Annotated in this window: 15 protein-coding genes; 11 read left to right on the plus strand and 4 right to left on the minus strand. The window is 73.2% G+C overall.

Going from position 1 to position 17,928, the window contains the following annotated elements; genetic code table 11:
* Positions 1-86: 86 nt before the first annotated feature.
* The 10 genes from ACIGG8_RS25785 (at position 87) to ACIGG8_RS25830 (ending at position 12,139) form a co-directional block, all read left to right on the plus strand.
* The gene (locus ACIGG8_RS25785; protein ID WP_396551096.1) at positions 87-500 is read left to right on the plus strand and encodes a hypothetical protein; all 414 of its coding nucleotides are present in this window, start codon (positions 87-89) and stop codon (positions 498-500) included.
* Positions 490-894 (plus strand): hypothetical protein, encoded by a 405-nt coding sequence (locus tag ACIGG8_RS25790; protein WP_396551098.1) that lies wholly within the window; start codon positions 490-492, stop codon positions 892-894. Before ACIGG8_RS25785 ends, ACIGG8_RS25790 begins: the two co-directional genes overlap by 11 nt.
* Before the next feature lie 364 nt (positions 895-1,258).
* Entirely contained in the window at positions 1,259-2,293 is a 1,035-nt protein-coding gene (locus ACIGG8_RS25795) for a substrate-binding domain-containing protein (protein ID WP_350523693.1), read from the plus strand.
* Between the two features lie 107 nt (positions 2,294-2,400).
* Positions 2,401-2,997, plus strand: coding sequence for a hypothetical protein (locus ACIGG8_RS25800; RefSeq protein WP_350523694.1), 597 nt, complete (start codon positions 2,401-2,403; stop codon positions 2,995-2,997).
* A 233-nt stretch (positions 2,998-3,230) separates the two neighbouring features.
* Entirely contained in the window at positions 3,231-5,912 is a 2,682-nt protein-coding gene (locus tag ACIGG8_RS25805; protein ID WP_396551100.1) for a hypothetical protein, read from the plus strand.
* 133 nt (positions 5,913-6,045) lie between these two features.
* Entirely contained in the window at positions 6,046-7,077 is a 1,032-nt protein-coding gene (gene pstC, locus ACIGG8_RS25810; protein WP_396551102.1) for a phosphate ABC transporter permease subunit PstC, read from the plus strand.
* Positions 7,078-7,141: 64 nt separating this feature from the next.
* Complete coding sequence (pstA, locus tag ACIGG8_RS25815) at positions 7,142-8,398, plus strand: phosphate ABC transporter permease PstA (protein WP_396551104.1); 1,257 nt, start codon at positions 7,142-7,144, stop codon at positions 8,396-8,398.
* A gap of 38 nt (positions 8,399-8,436) precedes the next feature.
* Positions 8,437-10,272 (plus strand): substrate-binding domain-containing protein, encoded by a 1,836-nt coding sequence (locus tag ACIGG8_RS25820; RefSeq protein WP_396551106.1) that lies wholly within the window; start codon positions 8,437-8,439, stop codon positions 10,270-10,272.
* Positions 10,269-11,183, plus strand: a complete 915-nt coding sequence (locus tag ACIGG8_RS25825) for a sortase (protein WP_396551108.1) — start codon at positions 10,269-10,271, stop codon at positions 11,181-11,183. Before ACIGG8_RS25820 ends, ACIGG8_RS25825 begins: the two co-directional genes overlap by 4 nt.
* A 23-nt stretch (positions 11,184-11,206) precedes the next feature.
* Entirely contained in the window at positions 11,207-12,139 is a 933-nt protein-coding gene (locus ACIGG8_RS25830; RefSeq protein ID WP_396551110.1) for a phosphate ABC transporter ATP-binding protein, read from the plus strand.
* A gap of 5 nt (positions 12,140-12,144) precedes the next feature.
* On the opposite strand, the gene ACIGG8_RS25835 is transcribed toward ACIGG8_RS25830, so the two are convergent.
* A complete protein-coding gene (locus ACIGG8_RS25835; protein ID WP_396551112.1) occupies positions 12,145-13,011 on the minus strand; it encodes an HAD family hydrolase in 867 nt (288 codons plus the stop codon).
* A 201-nt stretch (positions 13,012-13,212) separates the two neighbouring features.
* On the opposite strand from ACIGG8_RS25835, the gene ACIGG8_RS25840 reads away from it, so the two are divergent.
* A complete protein-coding gene (locus tag ACIGG8_RS25840; protein WP_396551114.1) occupies positions 13,213-13,401 on the plus strand; it encodes a hypothetical protein in 189 nt (62 codons plus the stop codon).
* A gap of 101 nt (positions 13,402-13,502) precedes the next feature.
* Here the strand turns inward: ACIGG8_RS25840 and ACIGG8_RS25845 are convergent, their stop codons facing one another.
* From ACIGG8_RS25845 to ACIGG8_RS25855, 3 genes are all read right to left on the minus strand, one after another.
* Positions 13,503-16,163 (minus strand): protease pro-enzyme activation domain-containing protein, encoded by a 2,661-nt coding sequence (locus ACIGG8_RS25845; protein ID WP_396551116.1) that lies wholly within the window; start codon positions 16,161-16,163, stop codon positions 13,503-13,505.
* A gap of 288 nt (positions 16,164-16,451) precedes the next feature.
* The gene (locus tag ACIGG8_RS25850) at positions 16,452-17,096 is read right to left on the minus strand and encodes an SIMPL domain-containing protein (protein ID WP_396551118.1); all 645 of its coding nucleotides are present in this window, start codon (positions 17,094-17,096) and stop codon (positions 16,452-16,454) included.
* 117 nt (positions 17,097-17,213) lie between these two features.
* Complete coding sequence (locus ACIGG8_RS25855; RefSeq protein ID WP_396551120.1) at positions 17,214-17,891, minus strand: hypothetical protein; 678 nt, start codon at positions 17,889-17,891, stop codon at positions 17,214-17,216.
* Positions 17,892-17,928: the final 37 nt, after the last annotated feature.

The raw sequence follows: 17,928 nt of genomic DNA on the forward strand, positions 1-17,928 counted from the left end.
TTCTGGGCTTTCGGCGGCTCTGTGTGCACACATAGCTTTGCTCCGTCTCGGAGGGGAAACCGGAAGGTAACCGGACGGAGGGGGCAGTGGACGCTTCCGGCCGCGGTCACACCGCAGCAGGGGCAAGTCGAGGGGGATTCCGCGCCGAACGAGCCGCGGACGGGCGCTACCGCTGGCAACTGAAGGCGCCCAACGGCCGGGTCGTCGCGATCACCCCGGCCGCGTTCGAGACGGCCGGCGAGGCCGAGCGGGGCTTCGACGGCCTGCGGGCCGGGGCGGACGGGCTGACCGCCCGCATCACCCACGTCCGGGACGGCATCGGCTGGGTCTGGGTCGTCCCGGGCTCGCGCAACCTCCCCGAGGTGCGCTCCAGCCGCGCGTACGAGCGGTACGCGACCTGCCAGAACGCCTTCCGCCGCTTCGTGGTGCTGCTCGCCAAGCAGCCGCCGCGCGAACTGCCGGAGCGCGCAGTGCCGTTGAGACGCACCGATGGTCGCTGAGCGGCGCGGTCCGCGGCTGCTGGTCGTGCCGGCGGCCGACCGCTGCGTCGGCTGGGCGCTGCGGGCGGCCAACGGCAGGCCGCTCGGCGTCGGCGCGCGGACCTACCGGAGTGAGGATGAACTCGCCGACGCTGTACGGGAGTTGCTGATCGAACGAACCGCGCTGCGATGTTCGATCGGGCAGTCCGAGGGGCGCCAGTGGGTCTGGGCCGCCTACCTGCCGGTGCGCAGCACCCGGCCGGGGGCGGCCTCCGTCGTTCCGGTCGCCCGCAGCGCGCGCGGGTACCTGCGGCGCGACCAGTGCCAGGCGGGGATCGAGGGCTTCCTGTCCGGACTGCAGTGGGTGGGCCAGGAGTTGCGCCGTTCCGGGCGCGACGGCCGCCCACCGCTGTAGTCCGCCGCCGCATCCCCCGCCGCGCCCCGTCCGCCCCGGATCGTTCGCGGCCTTCCGTTCGTGCGCTTTCGGTGAAGTCCAGGTTTCCGGCAACACCCCGAGCAGCTTCCTGGAGAAGAACGTCGACGCCGTTCGGAGGCCCGGTCGCGACCCTGTCGCGTCCACGCTGACCAGTACCTAAACCTCGCCGAACCGATGAGTCGACATTCCCCGGCCGGGCTCGACCTCCCTTCCGGCGGAACCTGCCCGCCGGACAGGATCTGCACTGCCGGACGGGCCGCAGCGGACGCGGTCACCGGCCCCGGACTCCCGAACGGAGTGCGGGTCACGCGATGGACGTCTCTCCCACCGGAGGAAGAGAAACATGCGTAAGACCGCTGCCAACCTGCTTGCCGCCGCCGCACTGGCGACCTCGGTCGCCACCGTCTTCGCCGGCACCGCCGTCGCCGACCCGGCCGGCCTGCCGCACTCCCAGGACATCGTGGGCGTCGGCTCGGACACCACCCAGGCCGTGCTGAACCAGATCGCCGCCGACTACAACGCGACGCTGGTCAACCCGAGCGACCCGCACCTGTACAGCTGGGACGCGATTCCGGCCGGCACCATCACCACCAAGTCGGGCGCCACCCCGATCACCCGCCCGAACGGCTCCGGCGCCGGCATCTCCGCGCTGAACGCCAACACCAGCGCCACCGTGGACTTCGCCCGCTCCTCGCGCTCCCCGCAGCCGACCGACCCGACCACCGACGACTTCGTCGCGATGGCCAAGGACGCCGTCGCCTGGGCCGCGCCGTCCGCCGGCAACGCCCCGGCGAACCTGACCACGGCGAACCTGAAGGACATCTACACCTGCGCCGTCACCAACTGGACGCAGATCAACCCGTCGCTGCCGAACGCCACCATCAAGCCCTTCCTGCCGCAGACCGGTTCCGGCACCCGCTCGTTCTTCCTCACCACCATCGGCGGCGGCACCGCGGTCACCCCGGGCGCCTGCGTGGACAGCAGCGTCCAGGAGAACCAGGGCAGCGACCCCAAGCTGGCCGACGTCAACGCCCTGGCCCCCTACTCCGTGGCCCACTACATCGGCCAGGTCTACTTCGGCAAGGGCAGTGGCGCCGACGTCCAGGGCCCGCTGACCATCCGCTCCGTCGACGGCGTCGCGCCGGTCGACACCGTGAACAAGACCATCAGCTCCGCGTTCGCGGCCACCGCGTACTCCCGCGTGGTCTACAACGTCTTCCGTGACGCCGAGTGGACCGCCACCGACGCGCACGGCAACGCGCTGCGCGCCATCTTCAGCCGGACCGGCTGGATCTGCAAGAACGGTGCCACCGACCTGAAGAGCTTCGGCTTCCTGCCGCTGTCCTCCTTCGCCTGCGGCAGCGTCACCCACTCCTGAGCCACCCCGCACCACCCCGGCGGCCGCAGGGGCCTCGCCCCTGCGGCCGCCGGCCCGACCGCACGGCCGGAAACCACCTCTCCCCTCCCTCTCCCAAGGAGTTCGGCATGTCCCGCATCAGCGCGCGCCTGGCCTCGACCGGTGCCGCCGTCGTCCTCGCTCTGACCGCCGTGAGCGGTGCGGCTGTCGCCGACACCACCCCGGCCACGCCGGCCGCGGGCCAGGCCGTGATCACCACCGACGTGAACTTCCTGACGAGCGCCGCGCTCAAGGGCATCGTGGTCATTCCGCTCCAGCCCGCCAACCCGACGTTCGACCCGAACGCCGGCCTCACCGTGACGCTCCCGGTGAGCGGTGGCGAGGCGAACATCCCCGGTTTCTACGGCGACGTGCAGTTCGGCGGCGGGCTGCTCTTCCTGAACCTCGCCACCGGCAAGAGCGTGACCTTCAAGCAGTTCGACTTCTCCGTCGCCAACGGCTACTTCACCGCCGTGCCGAACGGCTCGACGGCGCCCGTGCCGCTGCTGGACCCGGCCGGCGACAACGTGATCAACCGCAACGGCCTCACCCAGAGCCTGAGCTCCTCCAGCTTCCAGGTGGACGCCGAGGGCGCGAAGTTCCTCGACACCAAGCTCGGCACCACCTTCTTCACCGCCGGCCAGCAGATCGGCTCGCTCGCGCTGTCCTACACCCCGGCGCACTGACCGCGCCGCACCTGACCGCAGACCGGCGGGTCCGTGCCTCGGCGCGGGCCCGCCGCTTGCGGATTTCCCAACTCCGGTACGGAGTCGCCGCGTTGTGGTCTCGTACACCTGGCCGACCGGATCCCGCCATGTCCGGCTGGCCGAATAGTACGCACGGAACCGTCCGTCCCCAGCGCGCTCGACGCCCGCGTGCCGCCTCCCTCGGCGGCCCCGCACCTCCCGGAGGCCCCGCCATGAGAAACCGCGTACCCGACCCGAGAGGCAGCGGGCGGTGGCGTCGCCGACTACCGGCCCTGGCGCTCGTCAAGGCCGTGGTGGCGTCGCTCGCCGTCGTCCCGATCGGGCTGGGCGCGGCGCCGCCGGCGCACGCCGACTCGGCCGTGACGGTGAAGGGTCCGAAGGTCTGGATCCCGGCCACCAAGCAGTACGGTCCCGAGGGCAGCGTGACCGTCTCCCAGACGGCGAACCTCACCAACCAGGTCCTCCAGGTCTCCTGGACCGGCTTCACCCCGACCGTCTCGCTGTACGCCAAGACTCCCGTCCCGGTGGCGGTGAAGGAGTCGAACAGCATCCTCTACGCGGTCCGGATCTACCAGTGCCGCGGGACCGACCCGGCGGTGACGGACTGCTACGGCAGCACGCTCTACGGCGGCGACGGGTCGAAGGGCTTCGAACAGCCGCCCCGCCCCACCCGCATGGAGACGCCGGAGTGGCCCTCCAACCAGGTGATCGCCGCGACCGGCCCGGACGGCTCGGGCACCGCCTCGATCGAGGTGTGGAGCGCCAAGGAGAGCGCCACGCTCGGCTGCGACTCGACCCACCCCTGCTCGCTGGTGGTCGAGCCCAACTACGGCGGTGACCCGCTGGACCTCTTCCAGGTCCAGGACGGCGGGGCCGACTGCGAGTTCCACGACCTGGACGACGATCCGGACGGCTACACCGCCGCCGACGGGATCATGAAGCCCGGTCCCGCCTTCCAGAACTGGAAGACCGGCAACCGGACCAGCGAGCAGTGCGCCTGGAAGCACCGGACGGTGGTCCCGCTCGGCTTCGCCCCCACGCCGGACTCCTGCGCCGCGAGCGACCAGGCCTTCGGCGCCGCCGGGCTGGAGATGGCCAACCGGGCCATGCAGCAGTGGCGGGCCGGCCTGTGCCTGGGCGACTCGCCGATGACCGTGGGCTACGTCCCGGCCGGCGGCGAGCCGCAGGCCCGCGCCGCGTTCCTGGCCGGCAGCAGCACCACGGACGTGGCGCTGACCGCGCGGGCGGACCCGTCACCGCCCCCGCGCCCGTACGTCTACGCGCCGCTCGCCACGACCGGCATCTCGGTGGCGTACCTGATCGACGATCCCACGACCGGCCGGCAGATCCGGGACATGAAGCTGAACGCCCGGCTGCTGGCCAAGCTGCTGACCCAGTCCTACGCGTCGCCGGGCGCGTCGATCCCCTCCGTGGCCGGCAACCCGATCTGCCTGTTCACCGACCCCGAGTTCAAGCAGCTGAACCCGGAGAACGCGGCCAACGGGATCCACTGGCCGACCAGTTGCGGCGCGGTCCTGACGATCTACCCCGGCGTCCCGGGCGGCACCACCGACTTCACCTACCTGCTGACCTCGTGGGTGGCCGCCGACCCGGACGCGGCCCGCTTCCTCGACGGCGAGCCGGACCCGTGGGGCATGCGCGTCGACAGCTTCTACCTGAAGCCCAAGTTCGCCGGCTACCCCGCGGAGGCCTTCCAGACCCAGGACTTCACCGGGCTCGACAAGGACAGCACGACCGCGGACCTCCGGCACTGGAAGCAGTACGAGTGGAACCCGTCCCTGGACGGCCTCGGGCGGGTCGCCCGCAACCTGATGCAGAGCCAGCCGAACTGCCAGGACCCGAACATCGACCCCGTCACCAACGGCCACAAGCCCTGCGCCGCGCAGGCCGTCGGCCAGCGCGCGATGCTCGCCGTCATGGACACCGCCCAGGCCAAGGCGTTCTCGCTGCCCGAGGCCGCGCTGCTCAACCCGGCGGGCTCCTACGTGTCGCCCGGCACGGCCGGCTTCCAGGCCGCCGTCGCCGACATGCCCACCGACGCGACCACCGGGGTGCAGCAGCTGCCCTACGGCACGCCCGACACCGCGTTCTCGCGCGACCAGCGGGCGTACCCGCTGAGCTACGTGCAGTACGCGATGGTGCCCACCGGCGGGGCCGCCGCCCCGAAGGCCGCCGCGATCGCGCGCTTCCTCAGGACGGTGACCACCGACGGGCAGACCTACGGCATCTCGCCTGGCCGGCTCGCCCCGGGCTACCTCGCCCTGACCGGCGCCCAGCGGCAGCAGGCCCAGGACGCCGTGCAGCACGTGGAGGCGCAGGACGGCAGACTGCCCGGCAACCAGACCGCGCCGACCACCCCGGGCACCGACCCGGGCACTCCGCAGAGCGGCAACGGCGGCACGACCGGCGCTACGGCGGGCGGCACCACCGGCGGCACCGAGGGCGGGACGAGCCCGGTGAGCAGCGCGGGCAACGCCGCCACCACCGCGGACGGCAACTCCGGCGGCAGCGGCGCCGGCTCCTCCGACGGCCTGTCCGGCACCGGTTCCGGCGGTTCCGGCAGCTCGACCGGCTCCACCGGGGCGGTCGCGGCCGGCGCCGCGGCACCCGGCCCCCAGGCGGCCGCCGCCAAGCCCGGCGCCACCGCGGCCCCCTCCGCCGCCCCGTCCGGGAGCCCGCTCGCCGCGGCCCCGGTCGGCACCCCGGTGCCCGACCGGCCCGGCACCGCCCGGCTGCTGCTGCCCGTCGCGCTGATCGCCGGCCTGGTGCTGCTGGTCGGCGGACCGGCCGCGCTGTTCCTCGGCGGCACCCCGGCCGGCGCGACGGTGCTGGCCGGCGCCCGCGCCCAGTGGTCGCGGCTGCGCCGCAGGTAGGAAGCCCGCGCTCGGCGGGGCCGCCGGCACGGCCCCGCCGAGCGCCTCCCGCCCGCCGAGCGCCTCCCGCCCGCCGAGGCAACGCCCCGGACCCTCACCGAGCACGCCCGTTCCCGAGCACGGAGAGCACACCATGACATCCGCCGCCGAGCCCGCGGCACCGTACGCCGGGGTGCCACGCCAACCCGACCACGGGCCCGACCAGGACGTGCCGCGCGCCATCACCGCCCCCGCGACCCCGGGCGACCGGGTGTTCCGCGGCGTGCTGCGGCTGGCCGGCTTCTCGGTCTTCGCGATCATGGGACTGATCGCCTTCTTCCTGATCCTGCGCGGCACCGACGCGCTGCGCACGGTCGGCTGGTCCTTCCTGACCGAGCAGAAGTGGCAGACCGCCGCGCACAACTTCGGCATCGCCGCCGTCCTGCCCAACGGCCTGCTGATCGCGGTGATCGCGCTGGTCATCGCCGTCCCGGTGGCGATCGGCACCGCGATCTTCATCTCCGAGTACGCCCCGGTGCGACTGCGCGCCGCGCTGGTCTCGCTCATCGACCTGATGGCGGCCATCCCCAGCATCGTCTACGGCCTGTGGGGCCTGTTCTTCCTGCAGCCGCGGATCATCGGCTTCGTCCGCTGGATGGCCAACCACCTGGGCGACACCATCCCCTTCCTCAAGGTGCGGATCGGCGACATCAACACCTCGTACACCTCCTCGACGTTCATCGCCGGCGTGGTGGTCTCCCTGATGATCATCCCGATCATCACCTCGCTCAGCCGGGAGGTCTTCTCCCAGGCCCCGCAGGGCGAGCGGGAGGGCGCGTACGCGCTGGGCTCCACCCGCTGGGGGATGGTCCGCGCGGTCGTCCTGCCGTTCGGCAAGGGCGGCGTGATCGGCGCCGTGATGCTGGGCTTCGGGCGGGCGATGGGCGAGACCATCGCCGTCGCGCTGATCATCTCGCCGAACTTCGAGGCCATCACGCACATCCTGGAGAACGGCGCCAACTCGATCTCCGCGCTGATCGCGCTGCGCTTCGGCGAGTCGGACTCGCTGTCGCTCTCCGCGCTGATGGCCGCCGGTCTGGTGCTGTTCGCGCTCACCCTGCTGGTCAACGTGCTGGCCGGGATCGTCATCAACCGTTCGCGCTCCGGCGCCGCGACGGCGGACTGACCATGACGAACCGCCGGCACCCCTGCCGGGCAGGCCGCCGCCCGAACCGTGAAGGGACCCTCCGATGACCACGCTCGACCTGCCGCCGGTCGCGCCGCCCGGGCCCGCCGGGGCCCCCGCGTCCGCGGAGCCCGACACGACCGACGCGACCGACGCGACCGGCGCCCCGCGCCCCGAGAAGAAGCTCCGGATCGGCGGCGTCACCCGCGACGACGTCCTCACCGTGGCGGGCGCGGCGGCCGGCTCGCTCGCGCTGGACTGGGTGCTGTACGAGCGGGTGCTGCCGTTCAGCGGCGCCTTCGGCTTCCTGATCTGCTGGTACCTGTTCTTCCTGGCCGGCTACTCCGTCCTCGGCCGGATCCAGTGGAACCCGATGATGGTGCGGGACCGGCTGGTCGCCGTGGTCGCCTGGAGCTCCGGGCTGCTGGTGGTCGCGCTGATCGCCGACCAGATCGGCTACGTCGCCGGCCGGGGCTGGGAGGCCGCCCAGCACCTCAACTTCTTCACCGAGTCCATGGAGCACACCGGCCCGCTCGACCGGCTGACCTCGGGCGGCGCGCTCAACGCCATCGTCGGCTCCCTCGAACAGCTCGGCCTGGCCACGCTGTTCGCCGTCCCGCTGGGCATCGCGGCGGCCGTCTTCATGTCCGAGGTAGGCGGCCGGGCGGCCCGGCCGGTGCGCACCCTGGTCGAGGCGATGACGGCGCTGCCGTCCATCGTGGCCGGCCTGTTCATCCTCGGCGTCGTGATCATCACCTTCGGCTTCGAGAAGAGCGGCTTCGCGGCCTCGCTCGCGCTCACCGTGATGATGATGCCGATCGTCACCCGGGCCGCCGAGGTGGTCATCCGCCTGGTGCCCGGCACCCTGCGAGAGGCCTCGTACGCGCTCGGCGGCAGCCAGTGGCGCACGGTGTGGAACGTGGTGCTGCCGACCGCCCGGCCCGGTCTGGTGACCGCGGTGGTGCTCGGCATGGCGCGCGGCGTCGGCGAGACCTCGCCGGTGCTGCTCACCTCCGGCTTCACCTCGCAGTTCAACGGCAACCCGTTCGACGGGCACCAGGTCTCGCTGCCGCTGTACATCTGGAACTACGTCAAGCAGCCGTACGACGGGATGATCGCGCGCGGCTTCGCGGCCGGCCTGACCCTGATGGGCGTGGTGCTCGTCCTCTTCGTCACCGCGCGCGTGATCGGCGGCCGCCGGCCCGGACAGCTGACCCGGGCCCAGCGGCGCCGGATCGACCGGGAGGCCCGCCGCCTGGAGGCGGCCGCCGTCGGTGCGCCCGCCCGCCCGTACCCCCTCCGGCCGCAGGGGCAGCCGTGATGTCCCGTCCAACCACCTTCCGTCCCAGAGGAGTTCACATGTTCCGGGAGGCCGCAAGGCGCTCCATGGCCCGGCTGATCGCGGGGGTGATGTCCCTGTCGCTCGCCACGGCCTCCCTGCTGCTCGGGCAGACCCCGGCCCACGCGGCCTCCGTCTCGCTGAGCGCGGACGGTTCCAGCTGGGCCGGCCCCGCCATCGACCAGTGGCGCCAGGACGTGTCGCCGCAGGGCATCCAGATCAACTTCAACCCGGTCGGCTCGGCGGCCGGCCGCACCCAGTGGGCGATCGGGCAGGACGACTTCACCGCCTCCGACGTGCCCTTCCGCTCCGGGCAGGACACCGGCCTCGGCCAGGGCGGTCAGGCCGCCGGCGGCGGCGGCAAGGAGAACCCGACCTACAGCTTCTCCTACGTCCCGATCACCGCGGGCGGCACCACCTTCATGTACAACCTGGTCGTCGGCGGCAAGCGGGTCACCGACCTGCGGCTCTCCCCGCAGACCATCGTGGACGTCTTCACCAACAAGATCACCAACTGGAACGACCCGAAGATCACCGCCGACTACGGCAAGGCCCTGCCCAACCTGCCGATCACCCCGGTGATCCGCTCCGACGGATCCGGTGCCACCGCGCAGTTCACCCGCTGGATGGAGCACACCCACAAGGACCAGTGGGACGCCTACTGCACCGCCGTCAACGGCGTGAGCTGCGGCGACTACACCGAGTTCTTCCCGAAGTCCGGCCGGATGACCGCCCAGAACGGCTCCGACGTGGTGGCCGGCTACATCAAGTCCCCGGGCAACCAGGGCACCATCGGCTACGACGAGTACGCCTTCGCCAAGCGCAGCAACTGGCCGGTCGTCAAGGTGCTCAACTCGGCGGGCTACTACGCGCTGCCGACCGCCTCCAACGTCGCCGTCGCGCTCACCGCCGCCAGGATCCGCGGCGTGGACGACAGCACCCCGCCGAACGACCCGAACTACCTGCAGCAGAACCTCGACGGCGTCTACACCATGAACGACCCGCGCGCCTACCCGATCTCCAGCTACAGCTACCTGATCGTGCCGCGCGCCGGGGCGGCGCTGCCCCCGCCGCCGCGCTTCAACAACGACAAGGGCTCCGCGCTCAGCCGCTTCCTCTCCTACGTGCTGTGCGAGGGCCAGGGCAAGGCCGACGACCTCGGGTACTCGCCGATCCCGCGCGGCCTGGTCCGCGGTGGTCTGCTGCAGACCAAGTCCATCCCCGGCAACGCCAGCCCGGTGAACCCGGACACCCTCGCCAACTGCGCCAACCCGACCTTCAACTCCGCCGGTGAGCTGACCGTCCTCAAGAACGCCCCGATGCCGAGCGAGTGCGACAAGCAGGGCGCGCCGCTCAACTGCGTGGTGCAGGGCGGCAAGGCGGTGTCGACCGGTTCCGCCGGCGTCTCCGGCACCGGCGGCGCGGGCGGTTCCGGCGGCGCGGCCGGCGGAGCGGGCGGTACCGGCGGCACCGGCGGCACCGGCGGGTCCGGGGGCGGCGGCGCCGACGGCAGCGGGACGGGCGGTGCGGGCGGCGCCGGTACGGGCGGTGGCGCCGGCGGCGCGGCGGGCGGCGACCCGAACGCGCCCGTCGGTGCGGCCGCCGGCGACCCGAACGCACCCGGCGCCGACGACGGCACCGGCGACGTGATCGACCCGCAGACCGGCCAGGTCGTCGCCCGCGGCCGCGGCGGTGCGAGCCAGGTGGCGGCCGACGTGGTCGAGGTCAGCGGCAAGCCCGAGGACTGGACGCTGTCCACCCTCACCGCGGTGGAACTGCTCGCCGTGGTCCTCGTCCCGCCGCTGCTCGGCCGCCGTCTGCTGCGCCGCCGCAACGGCTCGGACGGCACCTCGTGACCGCGCCGGTGCTGGAGAAGCCCGCCGCGCAGCCGGCCCCGGCCGGTGCGCCGCGGCCGGCCGCCGGCGGGGCCGCCCCCGACCGGCCCGCCGCGCCGCCCGCACGGCGGCGGTTCCTCCAGGGCGCCTGGGCGGCCTGCCTGGCGGCCGCCCTGGTGCTGGGCTTCGTCGGCTACCTGTTCACGCTCTCGCACCTCCAGGAGAAGCACTACCAGTCCACCGCGTACAAGACCTTCCGCGACCAGCTGGCCCGGGCCGTCGCCCCGACCGGCTCGGCCGCCGACGGCGACCCGGTGGCGCTGCTGGACATCCCGGCGATCGGCCTGCACCAGGCGGTCGTGGTCGAGGGCACCACCGGCCGGGACCTGATGCGCGGCCCCGGCCACCGCCGGGACACCGCGCTGCCCGGCCAGAGCGGCGTCTCGGTGGTCTTCGGCCGGGGCGCCACCTTCGGCGCGCCGTTCGCCGAGCTGTCCGGGCTGCGGGTCGGCGACAAGATCGAAGCCACCACCGGGCAGGGCAAGTTCACCTACACCGTCACCACGTACGGCGACGGCGACCACCCGATCGGCGACCCCGCCCGCGACCGCCTGGTCCTGGTCACCGGCGACTCCGACTGGATCCCCGGCTCGACCGTGCTGATCGGCGCCCGGCTGGAGGGCGCCCCCGCGCAGAACCCCGGCGGCCGGCCCGCGACCGTCCCGTACGACAAGGCGCTGGCCGCGGACAAGGGCGCGCTGGCCACGCTGCAGCTGTGGTCGCTCGGCCTGCTCGGCGCGGTGTTCGGCGCGCTGGTGCTGGCCCGGTACTGGCGGCGCTCGGCCGCGTACCTGAGCCTCGCGCCGGTGGTCGGCGCGCTGCTCTGGGCGGTCTACGAGAACGCCGCCGCCCTGCTGCCCAACCTCTACTGACGCGCGCCCGGAGGACCGTACCGATGACCGACGCACCACTGACCGACGTGCCACTGGCCGACGTGCCACTGGCCGACGCCCCCGCGACCGACCCGGTGGCCGACACCCTCTCCCTCCCCCCGGTCCCCGCCGCCCCGTACGCCGACCCGCGGCACCCCGGCGGCCACCCCGGCGGCGAACCGCTGGCCGGGCTGGAGACCCGCGACGTGTCCGCCTGGTTCGGCAGCCGCAAGGTGCTGGAGCGGGTCTCGCTGGCGATGCCGGCCGGCGGGGTCACCGCGCTGATCGGCCCGTCCGGCTGCGGCAAGTCCACCTACCTGCGGATCCTCAACCGGATGCACGAGATGGTGCGCGGCGCCGCCCTCTCCGGCGAGGTGCTGCTCGACGGGGACGACGTCTACCGGCCCGGACGCCGGCCCGCCGAGGTGCGGCGCCGGATCGGCATGGTGTTCCAGCGGCCCAACCCCTTCCCGGCGATGTCCATCCAGGACAACGTCTCCAGCGGGCTCAAGCTGGCCGGGATCAAGGTGTCCAAGGAGCAGCGCCGGCACCTGGTGGAGACCAGCCTGCGCCGGGCCGGCCTCTGGGACGAGGTGGCCGCCCGGCTGCACACCCCGGGCGGCGCGCTCTCCGGCGGGCAGCAGCAACGCCTGTGCATCGCACGGTCGTTGGCCGTCTCGCCGGACATCCTGCTGATGGACGAGCCGTGCTCCGCGCTGGACCCGACCTCCACCCGCCGGGTCGAGGAGACCATCGCCGAGCTGCAGGGGAGGCTCACCATCGTGATCGTCACCCACAACATGCAGCAGGCCCAGCGGGTCTCGCAGACCTGCGCGTTCTTCCTGGCCACCCACGACACCCCGGGCCGGATCGTCGAGGCCGGGCCGACCGAGCAGATCTTCGGCAGCCCGCGCGACCAGCGGACCTCGGACTACGTCAACGGGCGCTTCGGCTGAGCGGATCAGCAGCGGGGGCTGCTCGGCCGGTCGAGGCCGAGCAGCCCCTCCAGCACCGCCGCGACGCCGTCCTGCTCGTTGCTCACCGTGTGCAGCGGCACCGCCGCCAGCACCTGCGGGTGCGCGTTGGCGACGGCGTACGCGGTGCCGGCCCAGGCCAGCATCTCCAGGTCGTTCGGCATGTCGCCGAAGGCCACCACCTCGCTGCGGTCGATCCCGTGCCCGGCGCACCAGCGGGCCAGCGTGCTGGCCTTGGTGACGCCGGGCGCGCTGATCTCCAGCAGCGCGATCGGCGCCGAGCGGGTGATCTCGGCCAGGTGCCCGGCCGCCGAGCGGGCCTCGGCGAGGAAGGCGTCCGGGTCCAGCTCCGGGTGCTTGGCCAGCAGCTTGAACAGGCCCCGGACCGGCCCGCCGGCGCCCAGCAGTTCCTCCGCCGAGCCGACCGCGTGCTCCAGTTCGTCGCCCCACATCGGCACCGCGTACCCGTCCTCGCGGGCCCAGCCGCCCGGGTACTCGAAGGCGAACGCGGTGCCGGGCAGCTTGGCCCGCAGCACCTCGACCACCGCCAGCGTGGTCTCCGTCGGCAGCGGGAAGGACTCCAGCAGCTCGCCGCGCCGCACGTCCACCACCGCGCCGCCGTTCGAGCAGATCGCCACCCCGTGACCGCCGATGTGCGGGCTCACCTGCTGCATCCAGCGCGGCGGCCGCCCGGTCACGAACACCACCTGCACCCCGGCCGTCTCGGCCGCCGCCAGCGCCGCGGCCGTGCGGTCGGTGACGGTGCCGCCGGAGCAGAGCAGGGTGCCGTCCAGATCGGTGGCGACGAGGCGGGGAGCGGTACGGGGTTCGGTCACCGGTCCATCTTCGCCCATCGGCGTGGCGCGGTCACCGGCCCGGTCATCGGTACGGCCATCGGCGGGGCCATCGGCGCGGTCACCTGCCGGGGCGGGGCCGTGCGCGGCCCGATCCGGCCCTTCGTGCGCCGTTTCCGGCCGATCCGCCCCCGCCCCGGGTGTCCGGGCCCGGTACGGCGGGCAGGACTGCCCACGGCCACCCCGTCGGCAGGAAGAGCCATGCCCACTCGCCAGCTCCGTGACCAGCCGTCCCCGACCGTCCGCCCCGACTCCGCCGGCCCGGACCCGAGCGACTCCTCGCGCGACCCGGTCCTGCTCGGTGACGTCCTCTTCCACACCCTCGCGGACATCGCCCGCCGCACCGAGGCTCCGGCCCTCCCGGCCCAGCGCACCCGCCCGCACCCGTAGCGGCCCCGGCGTCCCCGCGCTGCCCGGAAACGCCGGGGGCCTCCCGGCAGCTCGCGGTGCGAACTGCCGGGAGGCCCCTTTCACGGGTTCCTGCGGCGTCCTTAGTGGAGCGCCAGCGACAGGGCCGTCGTGCCCGAGCTCGGAACGGGCAGCGCGCCCTCGAACCAGTAGCCGTCGGCGCTGTGCACCTCGTGCAGCTGGCCGTCCACGATAGCCTCGATCACGCGGTCGTTGTGCGGATTGATCTTGCCCGACAGTGCGGTGATGTTGCCGCCGATACCGGGGATCACGCCGTCGTGCCAGCCGTCGGAGCCGCTGTACACCTCGTGCAGCTGGTTGTTCTTGACGGCCGAGATCACGCGGACACCGGCGGAGTTGTAGTTGAAGCTCAGCGCGGTGATGCCGGACAGACCCGGGATCACGCCGTCGTGCCAGCCGTCGGAGGCGCTGTAGATCTCGTGCAGCTCGCCGCCCTTGATGGCCTCGATGACACGGGCGCCCGAGGCGCTGTAGCTGAAGCTCATGGCGGTGATGCCGGACAGACCCGGGATCACGCCGTCGTGCCATCCGTCGGAGGCGCTGTAGATCTCGTGCAGCTCACCGTCCTTGATGGCCTCGATGACACGGGCGCCCGAGGGGCTGTAGCTGAAGCTCAGCGCGGTGATGCCGGACAGACCCGGGATCAGGCCGTCGTGCCAGCCGGTGGCGTCGGTGTAGATCTCGTGCAGCTCACCGTTCTCGATGGCCTCGATCACCCGGTTGCCGTTGGCGTTGTAGGTGAAGCTCAGCGCCGAGACGCCGGTGACGCCCGGGACGGTGCCGTCGTGCCAGCCGGTGGTGTCGGTGTACACCTCGTGCAGCTGACCGTTCTCCACGGCCTCGATCGTCCGGTCCATGCCGGCGTCCGGGTTGCAGACCAGCTTCATGACGTTGTCGGCGTTCGGGGTGCCCAGGCCGGTGGCCATGTCGTAGCCCGACCCGGCCCAGTACAGCCCGCCCTGGATGCCGATGTCGTTGTTGCCGGAGGTGACGTCGCGCAGCGCGCCGAGACCGTGCTTGTTGGCCCAGTAGAACGCCGGGGCGATGAAGCCCACGCGGCCGGAGCAGCCCGGGTTGTTCTGGTGCGCCGTGATGGCGGCCCAGAGCGGAGCGGCGCCGCTGGTGCCGCCGACGATCATCCAGGAGCCGGCGCCGGTGGAGACCACGTAGCCGGTCGTCGGGTCGGCGTTGGCCGCCACGTCGGGCACCTGGCGGCAGGTCGTACCGGCCGCGCCCTGGCACTGGTTGGTGTAGCCGGGGCCGTAGAAACCGGCCTGGTAGGAGGTGCCGTTGAGGGACCAGCGGGAGACGCCGCCGCCGCTCGCACCGCCGTTGCGGTTCCAGACCGACTCGGAGACGACGCCGCCGTTGCTGCTCAGCGTGGTGCCTCCGACACCGGTGACGAGCGGCTGGCTCGCCGGGTCGGAGGTGCTCAGCAGGTTGGTGATGTTCGCCGGAGCGCCCATGTTCTTCAGGTAGTTGCAGCCGCTGGAGCCGTCGTCACCGGAAGCCGCCACCACGGTCTGGCCCTGCAGCGCGGCCTGCAGGAAGATGTCCCGCTCGGCATTGAGGTCGCTGGTCGCCATGACCTGGTCGCAGACGCCCCAGCTGGTGGTGACCACCTGGGCGCGGTTGTCCGAGACGATCTGGCGGTAGGTGTTCTGGATGTCCGCCTGGGTGGCGCGCGAGGCGTCCGGACCCTGGTAGACCAGCACGTTCGCGCGGGGCGCGAGACCGATGACGGTGTCGAGGTCCAGGGCGGTCTCGACGCCGACGCCGTTGTTGGTCGGCGGAGCCTGGTAACCGCTGTTGACCCGGACCCGCTGCACCGAGGCGTTGGTGCCGAAGCAGGACTGGAAGGTGCTCAGACCGGCGTCCGAGTAGTCCTCCAGGGCGAAGACGGCGACGGTCGTGCCGAAGCCGCCGTCGGTCATGCCGTTCAGGCCGTAGGCCGAGGCGAGCGCGGAGGGGCTGAAGTAGTCCTTGCTGTCCGACTTGCCGGGGAACGCCGAGGCGGCGCCGGCGCACATCGCCGGGTAGGCACCGGCGGCGGCGGTCGCGGCCGGGTGCGCGAGGCCGGTGCCGGCCTGGCCGGTGGCCCCGACCACGTGGCTGCTGTGCGCCTGGGCCAGGGTGTTCAGGCCGACGACGCCGGTGATCGCGCCGGCCACGTCGGAACGCACCGCGGGGGCGGCGGTGTTCAGGAAGCCGGTCCGGCCGTCGGGCGTCGTGTAGCCGGCCAGGTCCACGTCGAAGGACTTCTTGGCCTGGGCGACGGTGGTGGAGACCGGGATGGTCAGGCCGTCGGCGTCGAGCTCGCCGGGCTTCAGGCCCTGCGCGGTGAGGGCCTGCTTGACCTTGGCGACGGTGGCCTGGTCGGCGCCGAAGCGCTTCGCGAACTCACCGGTCTTCAGGAAGCGGTGGTACTGCGGCGACGTCTTGTCGCTCACCGCGGCGGCCAGCGCGTTGGCGCCGGCCTCGTCACGCGACTTCAGGTGCACGCTCAGCTGCACCGGGGTGTCGTCGGCCGGGGCGGCGGTCTTGGTCGCGTCGGCCGGGATCGCGGTCGGCACGCTGCCGACGCGCTGCGTGGTCGGCGCGTCGGCGTGGGCGGCCGGCAGGCCGGCGTAGGTGACCACGGCCGCGGTGGCTATGGCCAGGGTGGCCGCGCGCGACAGCGGATTCGCGCGCTGCGGCCGGGCGTGTGGCGTCGGATGGGACATCCGCGCTCCCCCCAATTTGATGATCCGATGGACTCTCGAACGAGAGTCCGACGGGAGTTCTATCAGGTCGGGCCGACACCTCCGCAAGGGAATACCCGGTTGAGCGCGCAGGGGGGCCGCCGGAGCGTCACCCCAGGGCCGTCGGCATGCGACCGAGCACGGCCCCGGACCAGCGCCGACGGCGCCGGAAGCCGGTCCGGCGGCCCGGGGCCGACGGCGGTGTGAGATCGTCATCACGCCGCCCCGGCACCCGAGTTCGCACTCCCCGAGCGGACCGGACGCCCGGCGCTACGGGGCCGCGATCGCGAACCCCAGCATCACCGCGGCCGAGACCACCACGGCGCCCGGCGCGAGGTCCGCCTCCGAGGCGCTGTCCGCGGAGCCGTGGCCCCGGTAGCGGCCCCCATCGATGCTCTCGGGATCGACGTCCTCGATGTGGACCACGGCGCCCAGCTTCACGCCCGCCGCCGCCGCGTACAGCTCGGCCTTGGACCTGGCCGCCCGTACGGCGCTCTCGCGGGCCCTCGCCCGCAGCTCCGGCTTGTTCCGCACGTCGAAGTCGACGCCGTCCAGCTCGTTCGCCCCGGCGTCCACCGCCGCGATCAGGAACGGTTCGAGGGAGTCCAGGTCGTGGTACTCGATGGCGAACGCGGCGTGGCAGCGGTAGCCGGTGAACTTCCGGTCCGCGCCGTAGCCGCTCCACGCGGTCTGCAGGTCCAGCCGCGACGCCGACACCTGCGCGTCCTGCACGCCGTGGGCCCGCATCGCTTCGCGCAGGCCGGCTATCGCCGTCCGAGCGGCCGCGAAGGCCTCCTGCGGCGTCGGTTCGGTCCGCTCCACGCCGAGCCGGATCCGGGCGAGGTCCGGCGCCGCCTGCACACTTGCCGCACCGTAGCCGGTGACTCCCCACGGGGACTTGATCGTTGTCTGCATGGCGCGCAGTCAACCACGAAGCCTCGTGCCGGGCAGGCGAGTTGTTCCTGGGCGGGGACGGGCGGCCTCCCGCTCCTCCCGCTCCGCCCGCCGGCGCGGGCGGAGCGGGGCCGCCGTTCAGGAGTGGAGGCGGTTCAGCGCGGCGGTGACGATGCCTTCGAGCTGGGCCGGGGCGTCGGTGGGCCGGCCGGTGAGCTCGACGATGCCGACCCGGGTGCCGCTGCGCAGGACCGCGACGCCGCCGGTGGCGGTGCCGTCGCCGTTGTAGGCCGGGTACCAGCGGGCGGTGCCGCCGGTGACGGTCAGGGTGTGGGCCGCGCCGTAGTACCAGTGGCCGGCGGGCTCGTCCTGGCAGTCCTGGACGAGCGAGACGAGCTGCTTCTCCCAGGTGTCGGCCGTGGTCCCGGTGGGGGCGCTCGCGGCCGACTCGGTCAGCATGCCCTCGGTGTCGAAGGTCCAGGTCACGGACGCGTACGCGGTGGCCTTGTCCTTGGTCAGGTCGCGCATCGTCTCCTCGCCGGAGCACGCGGACAGCGCCTGGCGTCCGGTCAGCGCAACGGTCGCGCCGACCGGGTTCAGGCCCTGCCGGAAGTCCTCGCTCTGGACGAGGTCGGCGGAGCCGAGGCCGGGCGCGGTGACCGCGGCCGGGCGGGCGGCGTTGTGCGCGGCCCCGTCGGCGACGGCCGACTGGGCGCCGACGACGCCGACCGTGATCAGTGCGGCGGCGACGCAGGCCGCGGCGGCGAACCGGTTGCGGCGAACGGACTTCTGCTGGACGGCCTGGTTCTCGGTCATCTGGTCCCCCTGCTGGTCGGGACGCCTGCTGCGTCCT

The organism is Kitasatospora sp. NPDC085464, from assembly GCF_044541955.1.
Lineage (GTDB): Bacteria > Actinomycetota > Actinomycetes > Streptomycetales > Streptomycetaceae > Kitasatospora.

Coding starts and splice junctions, on each gene's coding strand:
- ACIGG8_RS25850 (WP_396551118.1), bottom strand. CDS start 17,096: ATGCAGACAACGATCAAGTCCCCGTGGGGAGTCACCGGCTACGGTGCG.
- ACIGG8_RS25830 (WP_396551110.1), top strand. CDS start 11,207: ATGACCGACGCACCACTGACCGACGTGCCACTGGCCGACGTGCCACTG.
- ACIGG8_RS25805 (WP_396551100.1), top strand. CDS start 3,231: ATGAGAAACCGCGTACCCGACCCGAGAGGCAGCGGGCGGTGGCGTCGC.
- ACIGG8_RS25795 (WP_350523693.1), top strand. CDS start 1,259: ATGCGTAAGACCGCTGCCAACCTGCTTGCCGCCGCCGCACTGGCGACC.
- ACIGG8_RS25845 (WP_396551116.1), bottom strand. CDS start 16,163: ATGTCCCATCCGACGCCACACGCCCGGCCGCAGCGCGCGAATCCGCTG.
- ACIGG8_RS25800 (WP_350523694.1), top strand. CDS start 2,401: ATGTCCCGCATCAGCGCGCGCCTGGCCTCGACCGGTGCCGCCGTCGTC.
- ACIGG8_RS25855 (WP_396551120.1), bottom strand. CDS start 17,891: ATGACCGAGAACCAGGCCGTCCAGCAGAAGTCCGTTCGCCGCAACCGG.
- pstC (WP_396551102.1), top strand. CDS start 6,046: ATGACATCCGCCGCCGAGCCCGCGGCACCGTACGCCGGGGTGCCACGC.
- ACIGG8_RS25840 (WP_396551114.1), top strand. CDS start 13,213: ATGCCCACTCGCCAGCTCCGTGACCAGCCGTCCCCGACCGTCCGCCCC.
- pstA (WP_396551104.1), top strand. CDS start 7,142: ATGACCACGCTCGACCTGCCGCCGGTCGCGCCGCCCGGGCCCGCCGGG.
- ACIGG8_RS25835 (WP_396551112.1), bottom strand. CDS start 13,011: ATGGGCGAAGATGGACCGGTGACCGAACCCCGTACCGCTCCCCGCCTC.
- ACIGG8_RS25790 (WP_396551098.1), top strand. CDS start 490: ATGGTCGCTGAGCGGCGCGGTCCGCGGCTGCTGGTCGTGCCGGCGGCC.
- ACIGG8_RS25820 (WP_396551106.1), top strand. CDS start 8,437: ATGTTCCGGGAGGCCGCAAGGCGCTCCATGGCCCGGCTGATCGCGGGG.